At 72.0% G+C, this 17,667-nt stretch carries 17 protein-coding genes; 7 read left to right on the forward strand and 10 right to left on the reverse strand.

The features are described 5' to 3' along the window. The coding region (locus C1A33_RS06005; RefSeq protein WP_243407241.1) for a hypothetical protein at positions 1 to 385 on the forward strand (385 nt) is incomplete at its 5' end. A gap of 147 nt (positions 386 to 532) precedes the next feature. Here C1A33_RS06005 and C1A33_RS06010 read toward each other — a convergent pair. Further along, complete coding sequence (locus tag C1A33_RS06010) at positions 533 to 2,893, reverse strand: DUF8189 domain-containing protein (RefSeq protein ID WP_101830528.1); 2,361 nt, start codon at positions 2,891 to 2,893, stop codon at positions 533 to 535. Positions 2,894 to 3,175: 282 nt separating this feature from the next. Further along, the gene (locus C1A33_RS06015; protein ID WP_133150573.1) at positions 3,176 to 3,580 is read right to left on the reverse strand and encodes a hypothetical protein; all 405 of its coding nucleotides are present in this window, start codon (positions 3,578 to 3,580) and stop codon (positions 3,176 to 3,178) included. 179 nt (positions 3,581 to 3,759) lie between these two features. Between C1A33_RS06015 and C1A33_RS06020 the strand changes: the two genes are divergently transcribed. From C1A33_RS06020 to C1A33_RS06035, 4 genes are all read left to right on the forward strand, one after another. Then, a complete protein-coding gene (locus C1A33_RS06020; RefSeq protein WP_423748041.1) occupies positions 3,760 to 4,752 on the forward strand; it encodes a Nif3-like dinuclear metal center hexameric protein in 993 nt (330 codons plus the stop codon). 168 nt (positions 4,753 to 4,920) lie between these two features. Beyond that, complete coding sequence (locus tag C1A33_RS06025; protein ID WP_101830530.1) at positions 4,921 to 5,664, forward strand: zinc ribbon domain-containing protein; 744 nt, start codon at positions 4,921 to 4,923, stop codon at positions 5,662 to 5,664. Between the two features lie 40 nt (positions 5,665 to 5,704). Further along, positions 5,705 to 6,841, forward strand: coding sequence for a bifunctional RNase H/acid phosphatase (locus C1A33_RS06030; RefSeq protein ID WP_101830531.1), 1,137 nt, complete (start codon positions 5,705 to 5,707; stop codon positions 6,839 to 6,841). Between the two features lie 409 nt (positions 6,842 to 7,250). Beyond that, positions 7,251 to 7,526 carry a hypothetical protein gene (locus C1A33_RS06035; protein WP_101830532.1) on the forward strand — a complete coding sequence of 92 codons (276 nt, stop codon included), beginning with the start codon at positions 7,251 to 7,253 and terminating at the stop codon, positions 7,524 to 7,526. Positions 7,527 to 7,573: 47 nt separating this feature from the next. Here C1A33_RS06035 and C1A33_RS06040 read toward each other — a convergent pair whose 3' ends face one another. From C1A33_RS06040 to C1A33_RS06055, 4 genes are all read right to left on the reverse strand, one after another. Then, positions 7,574 to 8,038, reverse strand: coding sequence for a hypothetical protein (locus C1A33_RS06040; RefSeq protein ID WP_101830533.1), 465 nt, complete (start codon positions 8,036 to 8,038; stop codon positions 7,574 to 7,576). 82 nt (positions 8,039 to 8,120) lie between these two features. Further along, complete coding sequence (locus C1A33_RS06045; RefSeq protein ID WP_243407242.1) at positions 8,121 to 8,504, reverse strand: hypothetical protein; 384 nt, start codon at positions 8,502 to 8,504, stop codon at positions 8,121 to 8,123. Continuing rightward, on the reverse strand, positions 8,491 to 9,417 hold the full coding sequence (locus C1A33_RS06050; protein WP_101830534.1) for a hypothetical protein: 927 nt from the start codon (positions 9,415 to 9,417) through the stop codon (positions 8,491 to 8,493). Before C1A33_RS06050 ends, C1A33_RS06045 begins: the two co-directional genes overlap by 14 nt. A gap of 70 nt (positions 9,418 to 9,487) precedes the next feature. After that, positions 9,488 to 10,960: an ATP-binding protein gene (locus C1A33_RS06055; protein WP_101830540.1), complete on the reverse strand. Its 1,473-nt coding sequence runs from the start codon at positions 10,958 to 10,960 to the stop codon at positions 9,488 to 9,490. Positions 10,961 to 11,182: 222 nt separating this feature from the next. On the opposite strand from C1A33_RS06055, the gene C1A33_RS06060 reads away from it, so the two are divergent. Both C1A33_RS06060 and C1A33_RS06065 read left to right on the forward strand, forming a co-directional pair. Next, positions 11,183 to 11,347, forward strand: coding sequence for a hypothetical protein (locus C1A33_RS06060; protein ID WP_207770181.1), 165 nt, complete (start codon positions 11,183 to 11,185; stop codon positions 11,345 to 11,347). Positions 11,348 to 11,588: 241 nt separating this feature from the next. Continuing rightward, complete coding sequence (locus C1A33_RS06065; RefSeq protein ID WP_101830535.1) at positions 11,589 to 12,803, forward strand: zinc-dependent alcohol dehydrogenase; 1,215 nt, start codon at positions 11,589 to 11,591, stop codon at positions 12,801 to 12,803. A 368-nt stretch (positions 12,804 to 13,171) separates the two neighbouring features. On the opposite strand, the gene C1A33_RS06070 is transcribed toward C1A33_RS06065, so the two are convergent. From C1A33_RS06070 to C1A33_RS06085, 4 genes are all read right to left on the reverse strand, one after another. Beyond that, positions 13,172 to 14,602, reverse strand: a complete 1,431-nt coding sequence (locus C1A33_RS06070) for a DEAD/DEAH box helicase (RefSeq protein ID WP_101830536.1) — start codon at positions 14,600 to 14,602, stop codon at positions 13,172 to 13,174. An 833-nt stretch (positions 14,603 to 15,435) separates the two neighbouring features. After that, entirely contained in the window at positions 15,436 to 16,128 is a 693-nt protein-coding gene (locus tag C1A33_RS06075) for a response regulator transcription factor (RefSeq protein WP_101830537.1), read from the reverse strand. Further along, positions 16,125 to 17,300 carry a sensor histidine kinase gene (locus tag C1A33_RS06080; RefSeq protein WP_101830541.1) on the reverse strand — a complete coding sequence of 392 codons (1,176 nt, stop codon included), beginning with the start codon at positions 17,298 to 17,300 and terminating at the stop codon, positions 16,125 to 16,127. Before C1A33_RS06080 ends, C1A33_RS06075 begins: the two co-directional genes overlap by 4 nt. Before the next feature lie 110 nt (positions 17,301 to 17,410). Then, positions 17,411 to 17,667, reverse strand: a 257-nt coding sequence (locus C1A33_RS06085; RefSeq protein ID WP_207770182.1) for a hypothetical protein, incomplete at its 5' end; no start/stop codon positions are given.

Genomic DNA, 17,667 nt, shown 5'->3' on the forward strand with positions numbered 1-17,667 from the left:
CAATGGGGGGGTGTGGGGAACCGAACCGGAGTTGCTCGTCGTCCTCGACGATCCCGCGGGTGAGCCGTGCGGTGACGGCACCCGCCCGGACGCCGGGCGGGACGCCTTGGCCGGCGTGGGGAGGGTGACGTCGGCGATGCCGCCTCGCCTGGTGCTGCTCGCGGGCGTGCCGGCGGAGCGGGCGGGGGAGGTGGCGGCGCTGCCCGGGGTGCGCGGCGCGTTCGCGGGCGACGTCCCCGCCGCGCTGCGCGAGGCGCTCAGCCCCGCGGAGAGCCTGTTCGTCGACGGCTGGCTGGCCCGCCGGCACGGCAAGGACCGCGGCCCCGGCGAGGGCCTGCCCTGGGACGCCCCCGGCTTCTCACCCCCGGACCCCCCGCCCGCCTGACCGGATCAGCCACGTGATCGGCTCCGGCGCCTGATCGGACCTCCCCCTGAGGGGGCGTCCGCCCGCTGGTCGGGACCTGCCCGACCAGCGTGACCGACTGATCGGGACGCGCCGACCGGAGCCTGCCCGACCGGTGCCCGCGACCGCTCAGAACACCCGGCGGGGGGCGGACCAGGTGGCGCCGGGGCCGGAGCTGCGCCACACCATGTGCAGCTCGTCCCCCACCCGGGCGAGCACCTCCAGGTGGCCGTCGAAGTTGCTCTGGATCATCGCGACGGCGTCCACCTGGCCGAGGCTGGCGGCGAACGGGCGCGGGGCGCTCCAGAACGGCGTCGACGCGCCGTTGTTGCGGTAGTAGTGGATCAGTCCGCCGGACGCCGACGGGACGACGACCTCGAAGTTGCGCGACCCGTCGGCGAACGAGCTCTGGATGAGCGCCGGGTTGCCCGCGACGCCCTCGCCGAACGTCGGCCCGGTCCGCCACACGGCGGTGTTGTCCCGGGTGAGGTGCACGAGCCGGCTGCCGACCCGCATGACCGCCTCCAGCATGCCCGCGCCGCCGCCGAGGGTGCCGTGGATGAGGCTGACCGCGTCGACCCGTCCCAGGTTGGCGCCGAACAGCTTCGGCGCGCTCCAGGGGTAGCCGTGGACGTCGTTGTTGCGCCACAGGTGGATCACGCCGGCGTTCGCGGACGGGACGAGCAGCTCGAAGTTGCCCTTCGTCCCCAGCCGGCTCTGGACGAGCGACGGGACGCCGCCGACGCCCTGGGCGAGCGCGATGGGGTCGTGCCAGGCGAAGGCGCCGGTGCTGTCGCGCCACAGGAACGACAGCGTCTGGCCGACCCGGAAGGCGACCTCCAGCGGCCCCGGGTTGGCCAGCGTGCTCTGGACCATGGTGACCGCGTCGACCTGGCCGACGGCCTGGGCGGTCCGCCACGGGTCGCGCCACGGGTAGCCGGTGGCGTCGTTGTCCCGCCAGACGTGCGTCAGCCCGAAATGGGACGACGGGACCACGACCTCGAAGTTGCCGGCCTTCCCGAGCCCCTTGGACTGCACCAGCGCCGGGTTGCCGGCGACGCCGTGGCCCCAGCCGAGCTGGCTGGGCGTGTAGCGGCACAGCGTGAACGCGTTGGAGCGCATCAGGCAGTCCACCGGGGACGGCGCGCAGGTGTCGCAGTTGCCGTTGGGGGTGGCGAACACGCCCCACTGGCCGCCGCAGTCGCAGTCCGCGCCGCCGTACTCGTCCGGGGCGCCGAAGATGTGCCCGGTCTCGTGGGTGAACACGCGGTCGATGTTGTCCGGGCCCCAGCCGTCGTTGGCGTAGGACATGACGATCCGCGGGCCGCCGATCGACGAGTAGGCGAAGTAGCCCACCGGGTACTTGGTGAAGAACACGCAGTACGACCAGGCGGTGCGCAGCCGGGAGCGCAGCGCGTCGACGTAGGCGTAGACGCCGTCGAAGTCCGCCGCGAAGCCGAGGCGGTCCATCGTCGGGTCCCGCCACAGCGCTTCCAGGTCGGTGGCGTGCGGGTTGGGCGCCACCGACAGACGCACGATCTGGATGTCGTAGTGGAAGCTCAGCTCCGCGGCCGGGTTGGTGGTGGCGTACCAGGACAGGCCGTTCTGCACCTCGGCGACGACCTTGGTCCGCTCGGCGGCGGAGAACTGCAGGTCGGCGGTGGGCCCCTCTACCATGATCAGGCCGATGGCGACCGAACCCTCCAGCCTCGCGCTGGTCGGGGCGGACGCGGCGCCGGCCGTCGGCGTCGCGCCGGCGGCGCCGGTGTCCGCGCCGCCCGGGGCCGCGAGGGTGGCGCCGGGGGCGAGCAGCGGGGAGAAGCCGTTCGCGAGGGCCCGCGGCGTAGCCGCGGCGGTCGGGTCGCCGCCCGCGTCGCCGCCGTCCGGACCTTCGCCCCCGGCGGGCCCCGCGCCCGGGACGACGCCCGCCCCGGAACCGGCGCCGCGCGGCGGGGGGACGTCGGTGCAGGGGCGGTCCATGTCCCAGGCGTGGCCGTCGCGGGGCCGGGCGGCCTTGAGCCGGCGGTAGGCGGAGCTCGCCCGCAGGCGAAAGGCGTCAAGGCCGAGCGTCTCGGCGCGGTTGAGCCCGGGGGTCAGACCCACCGTCGACACGACGCTGCCGTCGGCCGGCGGGAGCAGTGCCGCGGCGGGACGGATGCCGAGCGGGCCTGGCATCGCCCCGGCAGCGGGGTCACGCGGCCGGCCGAGCACCTGGACCCGGCCGTAGTGGTGCAGCGCCCGCTCACCGCCCGACGACGCCGGCGATCCCGCCGCTCCCGAGGCCGTGCCCGCGGTGCTGCCCGGATCGGCACCCGGGCCGCCACTCGCCGCGGCGCCGGCCGCGTCTGGGCTGGTCGCGCCCGTAGCGGCCAGGCCCGTGGTCGACTGTGCGGGATCGAGGCCCGCGAGGGCGGTGCGCGGTGTGGCGCCTGGCGTCACGGCGGACGGGGTGATCAGGGCGCGTTCGTCGACCGGTACGTCCCCCGCCATGCGTGATCGTTGTCCTTTCGATGGGGATGGCTGTGCGGAGTTGTATCGTGTTGCGGGCTCGTTGTGTCGACTTTTGCGGAAGCAACCGCTTCCGGGGTCACTCTGACAAGATAGTCCGCTTTGCCCTTATTTGCGGGGCATGGACCTCTCGCCGGACGGGACGGCCCTGCTCCTCGCCGCTCCGGCGCACCTCGCTGGCCTGGCACTTGTCGCTGGTCTTGGCACTTGACGCCCGCTCAGCGCTCTTCGCCGGACCGGCGCGTGTCGTCGGCCCGGCGCCTCTCACCGCCCCGACGAGTAGCCGGGGCCGCCCGCGGGACCCTCCGGCCACACTGCGCCGATCGGCGCGCGCTGGGCCGTCCCGATCGCCCCGATGTTGTAGGCCCCGGTCCCGGTGCCGTTCATCGAGACCCCGTTCATCGCCGCGCCGCCCATCACGCCGTTGCTCATCGACCCGTTGCCCATCGACCCGTTGCCCGGTGCGCCGCCGGCCGGGGCGGCGCCCCCGACCGCCGGGCCACCCGGCCCCAGGCCGCTCGGGGACGCGTTGCCGTAGGACCTGGTGCCCATCGCCTCGGCGACCTTGCCCATGATCGCCTCCACGAGCCGCACGGCCTCGGCCGTCGCCAGGTTCAGCACGATCTCGGAGTCCCCGGCGACCTGGAATCGCACCGATACGTCCGCCATGACGAATTCCCCCTTCTTCATGGCGCGCCACCCCGCACAGGTGACTCGCCGCCTCTGCGCGGGTGTGTTGCCATTGGGAACGTTACGGGGGTAGGAAGACGGCGTGCGCGGCGCCTCGGCCTCGGCCCGGCCTGGGTGACCGGCTGGCAGTCCGTCGCGACGGTGCGGGTAGGGTCGGCGTGGTGAACGCTGGGACGGCGACGGTCCGTGACTGTGTCGCGGTGTTGGAAGCGGCCTTCCCACACGCCTGGGCGGAGTCCTGGGACGCGGTGGGCCTCGCCGTCGGCGACCCGGACGCGCCGGTGACGTCGGTGCTGTTCGCGGTCGATCCCACCCTCGAGGTGGCCGCCGAAGCTGCCCGCGGCGCCCAGCTGCTGGTCACGCACCATCCGTTGTTCCTGCGCGGAGTGCACGGCGTCGCGGAGACGGGCGCGGGCGGGCGGGTGGTGGCCACCCTGATCCGCGCCGGCGCGGCGCTGTTCACCGCGCACACCAACGCCGACGTCGCAGACCCCGGCGTCAGCGACGCCCTCGCCGCCGCCATCGGGCTGCGCCACGTCACCTCCCTCGCCCCCGACTCGCCACCGGGATCCAGCCGGCCCCCCGGCGCCCAGCCGGGCACTCCTCAGACCCCCGGATCCACGCCGAGAACCCCCCAGACCCCCGGTACCTCGCCGGGAAGCCCTCAGGCTCAGCCACCCGCCGCCACGGCGCTCCCCGTGGCGGCGGCGGGCCTGGTGGCCACGTCGTGCCGGGGCCTGGGCCGGATCGGCGAGCTGCCGGCGCCGGAGCCGCTCGGTGACTTCTGCGCGCGGGTGGCCCGAGCGCTGCCGGCGACGGCGGCCGGCGTGCGGGCGACCGGCGCGGCGGACCGGCTCGTGCATCGGGTGGCGGTCTGCGGCGGCGCGGGCGGGGAGCTCGTCGGCGCGGCCGGCGCGGCGGGCGCGGACGTGCTGGTCACCGCCGACGGGCGGCATCACCACGTGCTCGACGCGGTCGGCGCGCATCCGGTGGCCGTCGTCGACGTCGCGCACTGGGCGAGCGAATGGCCGTGGCTCGGCCAGGCCGCCGCGCGTCTGCGGGCCGGACTCGCGGCCCGGGGACGTACGGTGAGTACATCGGTGTCCGCTATCGTGACCGATCCCTGGCGGTTGCACGTTCCGTCCCTGTAGGGGAGCGCGTCGCAACAGCGGCCGCCCTCCCGCGTCCACCCGGCCGATCCGCCCGCGAGCCCGTCGGGCGGCCCGGCGGGTTGGCCGAGCACGGGTGTGGCGCCGGTGGACCGTCGATCAGTTCAGGGCAGACAGTCGATCAGTTCAGGGCAGACCGGTGAGGAGTCCATGAAGGCAGACCCAGCAATCCAGCGTCGCCTGCTCGACCTGCAGGCCCTCGACTCCGGCGTCGACCGGCAGGCCGCGCGTCGCCGCGGCCTGCCCGAGCTCGCCGTCATCAGTGAACGTGGCACCGCCCTGGCCGCCCTGGACGACGAGGTCGTCGGGGTGCGCACGGAGCTCGATGACGTCACCCGCGCCCAGCGCCGGCTGGAGAACGAGATCGAGCTCGTGCGCACCCGCTCGGAGCGGGACACACAGCGCCTCGAGTCCGGTGCGATGACCAACTCCCGCGAGCTGGAGAACCTGCAGTCGGAGCTCGCCTCCCTGGCGCGGCGCCAGGGTGTCCTCGAGGACGAGGCGCTGGAGAAGATGGAGGCGGTCGAGGCGCTCGAGGCCCGGATCGCCGAGGTCGCCCGCCGCCGCGACGACCTCGCCGCCGAGGTCGACGCGGCGACCACCAGCCGGGACAAGGCCTTCGCCGAGATCGACGCCGAGACGGCCCGGCTGCGCCAGCAGCGGGAGGCCCTCGTCCCGCAGCTGCCCGGTGGGCTCATCACCCTCTACGAGCGGATCCGGGCGTCGTCAGGCGGGGTCGGCGCGGCGGCGCTGGTCCGGCGGCGTTGCGAGGGCTGCCATCTGGAACTGTCCGGCGGCGATCTGCGGGCCGTCGCGGCCGCACCCGCCGACGAGGTGGTGCGGTGCGAGGAATGCCAGCGCATCCTGGTCCGTACCCCCGAGTCCGGGCTGTAGTCGGCGTGTCGGTGGGGCTGACGGTGAGGGGAGTGGCGAGATGGGCAGCGGGCGTAGGCTGATCATCGAGGCGGACGGCGGCTCCCGGGGCAACCCGGGTCCTGCCGGCTATGGTGCCGTGGTCCGGGACGCCGACGGCGGCGCGGTGCTCGCCGAGCGCGCCGCGTCGATCGGCCGGGCGACGAACAACGTCGCCGAGTACTCCGGGCTCATCGCCGGCCTGCAGGCCGCCGCCGAGATCGATCCGGGCGCCGACGTCGAGGTCCGGATGGACTCCAAGCTCGTCGTCGAGCAGATGAGCGGCCGCTGGAAGATCAAGCATCCGGCGATGCGCCCGCTGGCCGACGAGGCCGGCGCGCTCGTCCGTTCCTTCCCCCGGGTGCGCTTCCAGTGGATTCCGCGCGCCCGCAATGCCGACGCCGACCGTCTCGCCAACGAGGCGATGGACGCCGCCGCGGCCGGGCGGTCCTGGGAGCCGTCGGTTCCCCAGTCGCCCGACCCGCTGCCCCACAAGGCCCCCACCACCAACCGGCTCTCCGGCTGGATGGCGCCTCCCGCCCCGCCCACCACCACGGTGCTGCTGCGCCACGGGCAGACGCCACTGTCGGTGGAGAAGCGGTTCAGCGGCACCGTCGAGGCGTCGCTGACCGACGTCGGCCTCGCCCAGGCCGCGGCCGCCGCCGACCGGCTGCGTGACGAGCCGTTCGACCTGATCGTCTCGTCACCGCTCAAGCGGGCCCGCCAGACCGCCGAGGCGCTCGGGCGGGACTACACCGTCGACGACGACCTGCGCGAGACCAGCTTCGGCGCGTGGGAGGGGATGACCTTCGGCGAGGTGCGCGAGCGCTTCCCGGACGAGCTCAACGCCTGGCTCGCCGACCCGCACGTCCCGCCGCCGGGCGGCGAGAGCCTGATCGAGACGGTGACCCGCGTCGCCCTGGTCCGCAACCGCCTTCTCGCCGAGCATCCCGGGGCGCGCATCCTCGTCGTCTCGCACGTCACCCCGATCAAGGCCTTCACCCAGCTCGCGCTCGCCGCCGAGCCGGCCGTCCTCTACCGCCTGCACCTCGACCTGGTGTCGCTGTGCACCATCGACTGGTACTCCGACGGCCCCGCCGTCCTGCGCGGCTTCAACGACACCCACCACGTCGCCCACCTCACCACCCACGGCGAATAGACCACCCACGGCGAATAGCGGCCCGAGGACCGCGTCGAAGCCGTGGCGGAGCGGTCCCCATAAGTCGCATATCGGGCGGACTTCCCGCGGGTGGGAAGTGCGTGCGGGGGACAGCGGCGCTGTGTCGCGAATTCGCGGGTTGCCGTCCGTTTTGGCCCGGATTATGCGACACGGACTGCCGTGAAGCGGCCAGAAGGCTGCCACGACCCGCCGCGACAGCACCCGCGAAGATCGCGGCCCGCGACGTGACCCAATGGCACCCTGCTGTGGCCTGCTCGCCATAAAGTTCCGATCCTCCTCGACCGCCTCATCACCCGTGAGTGCCAGTGCCAGGCCGATATCGCCGCCATCCTGTGTATTCTCGCTCGAGCCCGCCCCGCCCATGCTTCAGTGGAAAGGGGGAGAGGACATGCGGCTTTCCGAGATGGCCGCCCGGTGGCTGCCGCGCGTAGCGGCGGTGGTCTTTGCCACGGGAATCGTCGTGGCGGCGGCACTGCTGGCGACGCATGGGAGCATCGGGCTGGCCGTCTGGCTTGCATTTCTCACGTGCGCGATGACGGCGGCAATCCGCTGGGTGATGACCGACACCTCACCAGACGGCGGCTCGCCGCCCTGCCAGCTGGCGACCCTCCCCAAGCCTCGGCGCTCACCGGACGGCCACGGCGTCGGCGGCCGCGAGTCCTGAGGTCACAGTCCCGAGATCCGCCGACTCGGTTCTGCGGATGCGTCGCATCACCTCCGGTGCTTCGGATGGGCTGCCGCTTCCTTCCACATGCGGTCCAGCTGGTCAACCGCGTCTCCGCGCACCTCGTTCCCTGATGCGTAGGTGGTGTTCCAGCCGAACCCGGGGACCTCGTCCAGCAACTGGGCCGTTGGAATGCCGTCCGCCGGGTCGATCAGGAGCTCGAAGACCACCTTGGCGTACCAGGTGGTCCTGGTCGGGTCGCTGAAGTGCTCGTCCTCGTAGATCTCCCCGGTCGTGAAATAGCCGCTCCCGATGATTCCGCGTGGTTCCACGCCCTGCCGCAACAGATAGAAGCGGTCGCCCGGCTCGACTCCGTGCCTACGTCCACCCATGGACCACGTGCTTGTGATCGTGGCGCCGGAGGCGATCAGGGCGACGCCGCCCTCGTAGTCGCCGCCCTCCTCATCCCACTCGTAGCGGTCGGGATTCCAGGTCAGAATAAAAGTTCCCACGACAAATCTCCCGATCAGGCCTTACCGCCATGTACTGAGCGGGTCAGAGGAGCCTGCGGTGCGCTACTGGCCTCTGCGCGGCCTATCGGGTTTGCAGGGCCGCCAGCGCGGCTGTGACCTGCTCTGGGGTCGGAGCCTCGTAGTGGAAGTTTCGCTCGCGGAGATAGGCGATGAACGCGGGCTCCGGGGAGAGCTCGTGTTCTCTGAGGTAGTAGGCGATCGAGGCGTCCCAGATCCACCTTCCGTCGGTCGAGGCACCGCGAGGGACCTGCCTTCCGCGGGACGGGTCAAGCCTGTCCTCGCCGAGGCTTCTGGCCATCATGAGGTTTTCCCCTTGGTGAAGATATGCCAGGACGCTGTCGCGCTGCTCGCGTGGCAGGGGTTCCCTGTCGACGACATAGTACTCGCCGTTGTTCGTCCCGTCGAACACGTGTGCGATTGTGAAGCCGTCTCTAGTCTCGGCCACGCTTGTCCTCTTCTTGTCGCGGCTCGAATTCGAGCCAGACGCCGTCGTAGGGGATTGTCTGAACGAGATTTCCGTGCTCGTCCTCGTATTCTGACGTGGTGTATACCCTACCGTCGGATCCGGAGAAGGCGAGTTCCGTAGGTGCGGTCACGCTGACCCCGAGTTCGTCGGCGAGTTTCTGGGCGATGGGATCGTCTCCCTGGCCAGTTTCGCAGGACATGAGCCGGACGGGCCGGCCCTGCCAGGTGTCGTCCTTGCGGATGAGGGCGGCGAGGTGAGTGGCATCGAGATTGTGGTGACCGACGCGGAAGCCCTGCGGACTGCCGTGCAGGTCGGCCGTGTAGCGGCCGGGGGAAGGCTCGGCGGTGTGCGCATACCACCACATCTTGTCGTCGTTCTTCTCGTAGAAGGCGCGGCCGTCGGTGGTGGGCTGGCTGTCCTTCCAGATGCGGTTCAGGCGCCAGCCGAGGCGGTCGCCGTCCCCACGAGCGCGTGCGGCGGCGTCGACGCCCTCCGGTGGCGTCTCCTCGTAGGGATGTTCAGTGCCTTCCGGCGTCGCTGCTGTCTGATCGCGGCGGTCGAGGAGGGCGAGTTTGCGTTCCAGGGGGGTCAGAGGCGGGTCCGCGTCCGGGGCTGGTCGCCGCTCGGAGGGGCGGTCCCGTTCGAGGGCGGTGGGTGATCGGTCCGGGTTGAGAGTCGGACGATCGGTTGCGCGGGATGGGCGATCGTCGGCTGGCCGCTCACCAGGTCGGGCTTCCGGCTCTGGCGAGCGATCCGAAGCGGTCCGCGTAGCGGCGGCGCGGTCGAGGAGTTGGGCCTTCAGCTCGGCCTGGGTGGGGCCGTCGGGTGCTCGGGCCGGGCGCGGGGCATCGGGCGGCGACTCGATGTCCGCGTGAGGTCGCTCGATGCTCATTGGTGCGGATCGTAACGAAGCGGCCACCTATGCGGCAGGGAATCCCGCTGCCTCTTCTATGTCAGCGGACTCAGGAGCCGTGGTAGAGGCGGTCGAGGTCGACGAGGACGATGCGGGGGTCGGCGGCGGCGCGGGCGTGAAGGTCGTCGGTGAAGCCGGCGGCGGAGACGAGGATCAGCCGGGTGGTGGTGATGTCGAGGCCGCGGGCGGAGCCGATCAGCGTGCGGGCGTGGTCGAGGCGGTCGAGATGGTCGATGCCGAGGGTCGTGCCCCACTTCGCCTCGCCGAGGGCCACCAGGCGGCGGCGGGTGCCGTCGGCGGGTCCGAGTGCGACGATGTCCAGCTCCAGGTGGGCGCGGCCGGCGTGATCGTGAATGGTGCCGTGGCCGACGTCGCCGAGCAGGTCGGCGCCGAGCGTCTCGGGGCTGGCGAAGTCGGCCACCCAGGTTCGGGCCATGCCCTCGAAGTGCGGGCCGAGTACCTGGGCGGCGAAGGTGGGACGCAGCGTCGGCCAGAGGCGAACCGCACGGCCGGGACGGTCGAGCTGGGCGAAGGCGGGCCGGATCATCGCGTGGTAGAAGGCGACGAGCGGCTCGGCGATCCGCCACAGCGGTCGGCGGTCGCGCAGCAGGTCATCGGCGCGGACGAGGAAGCCTGCGTCGGCCAGGACGGTGAGCGGGTGGGCGAGGTCGGAGCTTGACCGTCCGACGTGGCTGGCGATGCCGCCGCGCGTCGTCGCGCCGCTGGCCACCGCGGCGAGCACCGAGCTGTACAGCGCGCTGTCGCGCAGGCTGGGTTCCTCGCTGAGCAGGTAGCGGGCCTCGCGGAACAGCGGTGAGGCCGCGTCGAGCACGGCGCGGGCCACCCAGTCGTCGAAGTCGGCGGGGGACGCCGGGCGGTCGCCGCGCAGGAAGTCGTGGTAGGCGGGTGTGCCGCCGACAACCGTGTGGACCTGGGCGGCCAGGGGGAGGTCCTCGATGCCCCAGAACTCCCGGGCGAGCCGGTAGTCCAGTGTTGGCACGGTCAGCTCCAGGCTGGCGCGGCCCCGCAGCGGCGCCGCCCCGGCGAGCAGGCGTCCCATCACCGACAGCGCCGACCCACACAGCACCAGCCGGGTGCGCGACTCGCGGCGCCGGGGTCGGCGCGGTCCGAACGCCGCCTGCACCACGGAGGGCAGCTCCGGCGAGACCTTCGTCAGGTAGGGGAACTCGTCGAGGACGACGGGCACAGGCTTCCGCGAGCCGAGCCCGAGGATCGCGTCGACGGCCTCGTCCCAGCCGTGGAAGGTGAACGCCGCGGGTGCTCCCAGATGCTCCGCCAGCCGGGTGCCGAACATCCGCAGCGAGTCCGCCGCCGTCGCCTCCACGGCCTGGAAGTACAGCCCGCCGGTCTGCTCGCAGGCGGCCTCGAGCAGGAACGACTTGCCCTGCCGGCGCCGGCCGCTGACGACGCCGAGGCTCGCGCCCGGTGCGTCGTCCTCGCAGAACCGGGCGAGCCGTGCCCACTCGACCTCCCGGTCGAACATGTCCTCCGGCCGTCGCACGCCCACCCCCTCCGCAGGCAGTTGAAGTGTAGTTATAGTAACTGCACTTCCACTGGTATCGAGGGGCGGACTCGAACCCGCAGACTGACTTCTCGCAGGCGAATCACGGCGCGCGCGGACCGGCGGTCACCAGGTGTTCCGTAGAGTTGTGATCAGCGAACGACCTCCCCTCGACGAGGTGCGCGACCTGTACGGGCAGCACACGGCCGCGACCAGCCAGCGATGCACCCCCAGGCCGTCGAGTACGCCTACGCGCTGACGATGGGCCAGCCCTGGCTGGTCAACGCCCTCGCCTACGAGATCGTCAACCGCCGGAAGGTCCCCGAGACGACCGCCATCACCGCCGACCACATCGACAACGCGGCCGAACGCATCGTGCGCGTCTGAGCGAGTCCCTCGCGGCCGCCCTGCGTCATCATCAGACCGCAGCGCGGCCGGGAGGACAGAAAATATCCGTTCGGTCACGTGAGTGGTGCATCGGGTTACCCTGGTCGCTGGAACCGGCCGGCACCGGCATCCTTCGCATACTCTGCGTGATCCTGGAGGGGTCGGGTATAGGCGAGGGGAACCGCGCCTGCTCGTCCTGGTCGGGACGGGGGGTGTCCCACGGGGGAGAGGGAGTCGGCGGATGAAGGCGGTCGTCTATCACGGATCGGCAGATATCCGGCTCGAGGATGTGCCAGAACCGAAGCTCACCGAGGCGACGGACGCGATCGTCCGCCTGACCAGCAGCGCGGTGTGCGGGACGGACCTGCACATGGTCCGGGGGACGATGCCGGGCATGCGGGAGGGCACGATCCTGGGGCACGAGGGGGTCGGCATCGTCGAGGAGGTCGGGCCGTACGTCCGCAACCTGCGGCCCGGCGACCGGGTGATCATCCCTTCGACGATCGCCTGCGGCTCGTGTTCCTACTGCCGGGCCGGCTACCAGGCGCAGTGCGACAACGCCAACCCGCGCGGCTCCCGAGCGGGATCGGCCTTCTTCGGCGGCCCGGAGGACACCGGCCCGTTCGACGGCCTGCAGGCGGAGTTCGCCCGGGTGCCCTGTGCGAACGCCGGACTGGTACCGGTGCCGGACTCCGTCTCGGACGACCAGGCGATCATGCTGTCGGACATCTACCCGACCGGGTGGTTCGGCGCGAAGCTGGCCGAGGTGACCCCGGGGGACACGGTCGCGGTGTTCGGGGCCGGTCCCGTCGGCCAGTTCGCGGTGCTGTCCGCGTTCCAGCAGGGCGCCGGGCGGGTCATCGCGGTCGACGGCATCGCGTCCCGGCTGGCCGGTGCCCGCGCGCTGCACGCCGAGACCGTCGACTTCAACGAGGAGGATCCCGTCGAGATCATCCTCGAGATGACCCGGGGCATCGGTGTCGACCGGGCGATCGACGCCGTCGGTGTCGACGCCCAGCATCCGTCGTCCGGGCCCGCCGTGCCGGGTGACGAGGCCGCCGAGGAGTTCGCGGCCGAACGGGACGCGGCCACCGCGGGCGGCGCCCGCCCGGCCGGGGACACCTGGGTTCCCGGTGATGCCCCGTCCCAGGTGACACGCTGGTCGGCGGAGGCGGTGGCCAAGGCGGGCTCGATCGGCATCGTCGGCCTCTACCCGCCGACCCTGAACGCCTATCCGATCGGTACGGCCCTCAACCGCAACCTGACGATCAAGCTGGGCATCTGCCACCACCGCCGGTACATCCCCGAGCTGCTGGCGATGGTGGAGGCGGGCACGGTCGACCCGGCGACGATCATAACCCAGCACGAGCCCGTCTCCTCCGCGCTCGACGCCTACCAGGCCTTCGACCGCCGCGAGACAGGCTGGACCAAGGTCGTCCTCGACCCCGCCGCCTGACCTGTGCGACCCATGCGACTCACGTGATGCACCCGGCCGGCCCGACCCATGCGAGGGCCGCCGCGTCGTTGCCTACTGGCGGGGCGGCTTCGCCGGACGCCGGCGGCGCCGTGTGGAGGGTGAGATCCTGCGGTCCGGTGCCCGCCGCCGCCCGCTTCCGCTCCGGTCGCCGACGTCGCCGGCTCGCAGCCATGACCCTTCTTTTACCGCGTCGCCGCAGGCAAAACCGCACCGACCGCCGACTCCGAACCGGAATGCCGACGGGCGGGGTGGGCGATGGCTGCCGATCCCGTGATCAACATATCGTCCGACTTGGCCGTTGATGCGGGTTACCGGTGGTGGGGTCCGGCGGTGACCTGTGAGTCTGGTCAGCGGGCGCGGCGGGCGCTGAACATCGCGGCGCTGTGGCTCGGTCGCGACCTGGATCGCTCCGCGGGCGACGGGCCGGCCTCGTGATCGGGTGAGCTGGTAAGAGCCGTGGCTGTGGGTGGTCGAGACGCCGTGGCCCGCCCGGCGCGATGGTTGTGGTTGCCGGCGGGGCGGCGTCCACGCCGTCTGCCTGTTCGAGGTGTCGGCTCGGCGCCGTGGTTTCCGCCGACCGGCGTGCGTCGGGCTGGACTGGTCCTGGTCTCCGCCGGGATCGCGGCCGTGGGGCTGGTGAGCGACCGAGCGCCGGGGGCGAGCGTGGTGAGTATCGGATGATCGGCGGATGCGACCCGTGTCGTCGTCGCCTTGATGCCGGCGGCGCGGGCGAGCTGCGTGACCTCACGGATCTGCTCCGTGGTCGCGAGGGTGATGACAGTGCCGCTGTTGCCGGCGCGCGCGGTGCGCCCGGAACGGTGCAGATATGCCTTGTGGTCGGCCGGTGGGTCGGCGTGGATCACGAGAGCCACGTTGTCGACATGGATGCCGCGGGCGGCGATGTCCGTGGCGACCAGCGCCGAGGCCCGGCCTGTGTGAAAGTCGTCGAGGTTGCGGGTACGGGCGTTCTGGCTCAGGTTGCCGTGCAGCTCGACCGTGGGCACGCCGGCGCGGTTGAGGTGGCGGGCCAGAGCCTTGGCGCCGTGCTTCGTGCGGGTGAACACGACCGTGCGGCCCGGTGCGCTGGACAGGTCAACGAGCACGGGGAGCCGGTTGTCCCGCTCGACGTGCAGCAGATGGTGCGCCATGGTGCCCACGGGGGACTGGGCGGAGTCGGCCTCGTGCACCGCGGGCTCGCTGAGGTACTGGCGCACCAGGGTGTCGACGGCCCTGTCCAGGGTGGCCGAGAACAGCATTCGCTGCCCGCCGGCCGGGGTCTGGCCGATCAGCCGGCGTACGGCGGGAAGGAACCCCAGATCGGCCATGTGGTCGGCCTCGTCGAGCACGGTGACCTTTACCTGGGCCAGCGAGCAGTGCCCCCGCGCGAGGAGATCCTCGAGCCGGCCTGGGCAGGCCACGACGATGTCGGCGCCCCGCCGGATCGCGACCACCTGCGGGTTCTGACCGACGCCACCGAACACGGTGCACGAGGTGAGGCCGGCCGCGGCGGCGAGCGGCCGCAGAGCCGTGTCGATCTGCGCGACGAGCTCGCGGGTGGGCGCCAGGATCAGCGCGCGCGGAGCCCCGGCTCGGGCCCGGGGCCCGCCGGACAGCCGCGCGACCACGGGCAGGAGGAACGCGAGCGTCTTGCCGGACCCCGTGCGGCCGCGGCCGAGGACGTCACGTCCAGCGAGCGCGTCCGGCAGCGTCGCCCGCTGGATCGGGGTGGGGGTCTCGATGGCGTGACGGGTGAGAACGTCGGTGAGGCGCGCGGGCACACCAAGATCGGTGAACGAAGACAAGGAAAATCGCTATCTGTGTGGATGTCCCGCCGACAACCGGGGAGTGAGGATCTCGACCGGTTACGCGCGGAGCGGAGGCCCGATCGAGAGGAGCGGGTGCTACGACGCGCGGACAACTCGCGGCAGGAGCCCGACGAGGTGATGCGAGCAGCATAGCTGGTCCGCGCGCCGCATGGAGCCGACCCGCGAGGTGAGGTTGTCGGCGGACAGCGGGCCGTCGCTGGTGGCCGCACCACTGGTGGGCCCCAGCCGGCTGGGCCGGCGACGTGGTCACCGGCCGAGACGACGACCCGGGGCCCCTGCTCGCGGGGGACGAGGCGACCCGTACACCGCGGGCGACGGGTCCAGAACGTCACCGGGGTGCGAGTCGCACGCAGATGCACGAACGGCATGGCCGCCCGCTGGCGAGCCGTTGCCCGGCGGGCCGGGCGGCCGAACTGGTCGGCCAGACCGCGCCGAGCGAGCTCGCGACTGGCCGCGACGTCGGCGCGCACCCACGACCAGGGAACCTTTGCGATCTCACCTTTTCGATCTCACCTTGATCCGCTAAGGTCGTTCCAGGTCCAAGCCAGCGATAGAAACAGTTCATTCAGATCGGCGCGCACAGCTCGGCGAAGCGTTGAGAGCTGATGTTGCCGCGAGTCGAATTCGACGTCCGCGTCCGCCCGATCCTGGAGGGCTCACACCGTGGCCAGGTGGCGGAATGCGCTGCCGTGGAAGACGAGCGGCGGGGCCGCCAGGTCCGCGCCCACAAACCCCTGGACCCGGGTTGATCAAACCCGAATTCCCTTGCATGACCCACGCGGGTCTCACAGCCGGCCGGAATCGTCAGGGGCGGGCTCGGCACGCACCAGGCCCGTCTGGTAGGCGATGACCACGAGCTGCGCCCGGTCACGGGCTCCCAGCTTGGCCATGGCCCGGTACACATGGGTGCGGACCGTAAATGGGCTGAGCACCATCCGGTCGGCGATCTCCTGGTTGGACAGGCCGGTCGCGGCCAGAGCCACCATCTCGCGTTCGCGGGCGGTCAGCGCGTCCAGCCGCCGGGATCCAAGGGCGAGGACGTCGTCCGGAGTGGCCAGAAAGCGGCTGACCAGGAAACGGATCGCGGTAGGAGACAGGAGGGTGTCACCGGCCACCACCGTGCGGACCGCGTCCCGTAGGTCCTCGGCCGCGATCCCCTTGCCGATGAAGCCGCTGGCTCCGGCGCGCAGCGCTCTGGCGACGTACTCGTCGATCTCGAAGGTGGTCAGAATCAGGATGCGGCTGGCGGCCAGGTCCTGATCCGCGCAGATGGCCTCCGTGGCGGCAAGGCCGTCCATCTCCGGCATGCGGATGTCCATGATCACCACGTCGGGCTTGAGCTCCCGGGCGCGTTCGACCGCCGCGCGTCCATCGGCTGCCTCGCCGACCACCGCGATATCGTCGGCGGCGTCGAGAAGGAGCGCGAACGCCTCGCGCAGCAGGGCCTGGTCATCAGCGAGCAGCACACGGATGGTCACGATCCGGTCCCCTTGTCCGTCTTGGCATCTGGTCCCGATGCGTGCCCGTCTCCTGACTGGCCGTCTTCGCCCAGGTCCAGCCGCGCGGCGTCTCTGGGCGGCGCCAAGGGCAGCTCCAAGGTCACGAGAAATCCTCCCTGCGGCCGGCGGCCCACGGTCAGCCGGCCGCCGGCGGCCGCCGCGCGTTCGCGCATGCCGATCAGCCCGTAGCCCGGTGCTCGGTCTGCCGGTGCGGCCGGGGACCGTCCGTCGTCGGCGATGGCGATGGTCAGGCGGGCGTCGTCGTAGGTGAGGTTCACCTGGGCCCTGTCGATCGCGGCGTGCTTGGTGACGTTCGTCAGCGCCTCCTGGACGATGCGGTAGGCGGTGAGGTCGGCCCCGGGAGACAGCGGTCGGGCCGGGCCGGTCTGGCGTACCGTCACGTCCAGTCCGGTGCGGCGGAAGGACTCGACAAGCGCGGGTAGCCGGGATAGCCCAGGGGCAGGCTCCAGGGGCGTCGATGACCCACCGGACTGGCGCAGCAGGCCGACCGTCGCGCGCAGTTCGTGAAGGGCGTCGGCAGTGGTCTCGGACAACTGGCGTAGGGACGCGCGGGATCGCTCCGGGTGGCTGTCAAAAACCTGGGTGGCGACCGCGGCCTGAGCGTTGGCCAGGGCAATGTGGTGGGCGACGATATCGTGCAGCTCGCGGGCGATGCGCATCCGTTCCTCGGCCACCCGTCGACGTGCCTCGCTCTCCCGGCTCTCCTCGGCCCGCCGCGCTCTGTCCTCTACTGCCGCCAGGTAGGCCCGCCGATCTCGGAGCGAACGGCCGAGCGCGCCGGCCAGCAGTGGGAAGGCCACGACTCCGGTCCTCGTGGCGGCCTGCCACGAGTCGATGTCAAACACCAGGAGCGACGTGGCCAGGAGGAGCGCGGATGTCGCCATCGTGGCGTTGTGCCCTCGCCGTTCGGATCCCGCTTCCAGGGAGAAGGCTGCGATCATGACCGGGGCGAGCACCAGCGGGTTGAGGAAGAGCCCGAACGGCGGGACGAGCGCTGCGCAGCCGACCGTCACCGCCACGGCGGTTCCTGGTGCGCGGTGCCGGGCCGGCAGGATCGCGCAGGAGATCGCGGCGAGCAGATAGGCGGCGGCCGGCGGCGCGGAGACCGGCTGGTCGTCGTCTCGGAGCATTACGCCGACCAAGAACAGTAGCAGCGCGACCGCGACGGTCGCCGCCTCCCGCCGCCGCGTGCGCCCATCCCGCGGACGTCGCGAACGGCTCACGGCGTCTGCGGGATGGGTCACCGCCCGGTGGACTGGGGCTGCGGAAGCCGGTCGACCCGCTCGCCCGGGGACGCTTCGGGGGACCTGTTCAGCGCCTGGCCCTCGACATCCACGTTCGGCAGCATGCGATCGAGGCTACGTGGCAGCCTCCAGGCACGCTGACCGAGCAGGGCCAGTACCGCGGGGGTGATCGCCATCCGGACCACGAAGGCGTCGAAAGGTGTCCATTCACGGGTGCGCAGGGGTAGCCCGCTGACCTTGGGGTTTGTGTTGC

The sequence above is a fragment of the Frankia canadensis genome (assembly GCF_900197875.1).
GTDB lineage: Bacteria > Actinomycetota > Actinomycetes > Frankiales > Frankiaceae > Frankia > Frankia canadensis.

Excerpts from the sequence above, each read along its gene's own strand:
- C1A33_RS06010 (WP_101830528.1), bottom strand. The coding sequence starts at position 2,893 with ATGGCGGGGGACGTACCGGTCGACGAACGCGCCCTGATCACCCCGTCC.
- C1A33_RS06080 (WP_101830541.1), bottom strand. The coding sequence starts at position 17,300 with ATGCTCCGAGACGACGACCAGCCGGTCTCCGCGCCGCCGGCCGCCGCC.
- C1A33_RS06060 (WP_207770181.1), top strand. The coding sequence starts at position 11,183 with ATGCACCCCCAGGCCGTCGAGTACGCCTACGCGCTGACGATGGGCCAG.
- C1A33_RS06025 (WP_101830530.1), top strand. The coding sequence starts at position 4,921 with ATGAAGGCAGACCCAGCAATCCAGCGTCGCCTGCTCGACCTGCAGGCC.
- C1A33_RS06015 (WP_133150573.1), bottom strand. The coding sequence starts at position 3,580 with ATGGCGGACGTATCGGTGCGATTCCAGGTCGCCGGGGACTCCGAGATC.
- C1A33_RS06065 (WP_101830535.1), top strand. The coding sequence starts at position 11,589 with ATGAAGGCGGTCGTCTATCACGGATCGGCAGATATCCGGCTCGAGGAT.
- C1A33_RS06035 (WP_101830532.1), top strand. The coding sequence starts at position 7,251 with ATGCGGCTTTCCGAGATGGCCGCCCGGTGGCTGCCGCGCGTAGCGGCG.
- C1A33_RS06050 (WP_101830534.1), bottom strand. The coding sequence starts at position 9,417 with ATGAGCATCGAGCGACCTCACGCGGACATCGAGTCGCCGCCCGATGCC.
- C1A33_RS06030 (WP_101830531.1), top strand. The coding sequence starts at position 5,705 with ATGGGCAGCGGGCGTAGGCTGATCATCGAGGCGGACGGCGGCTCCCGG.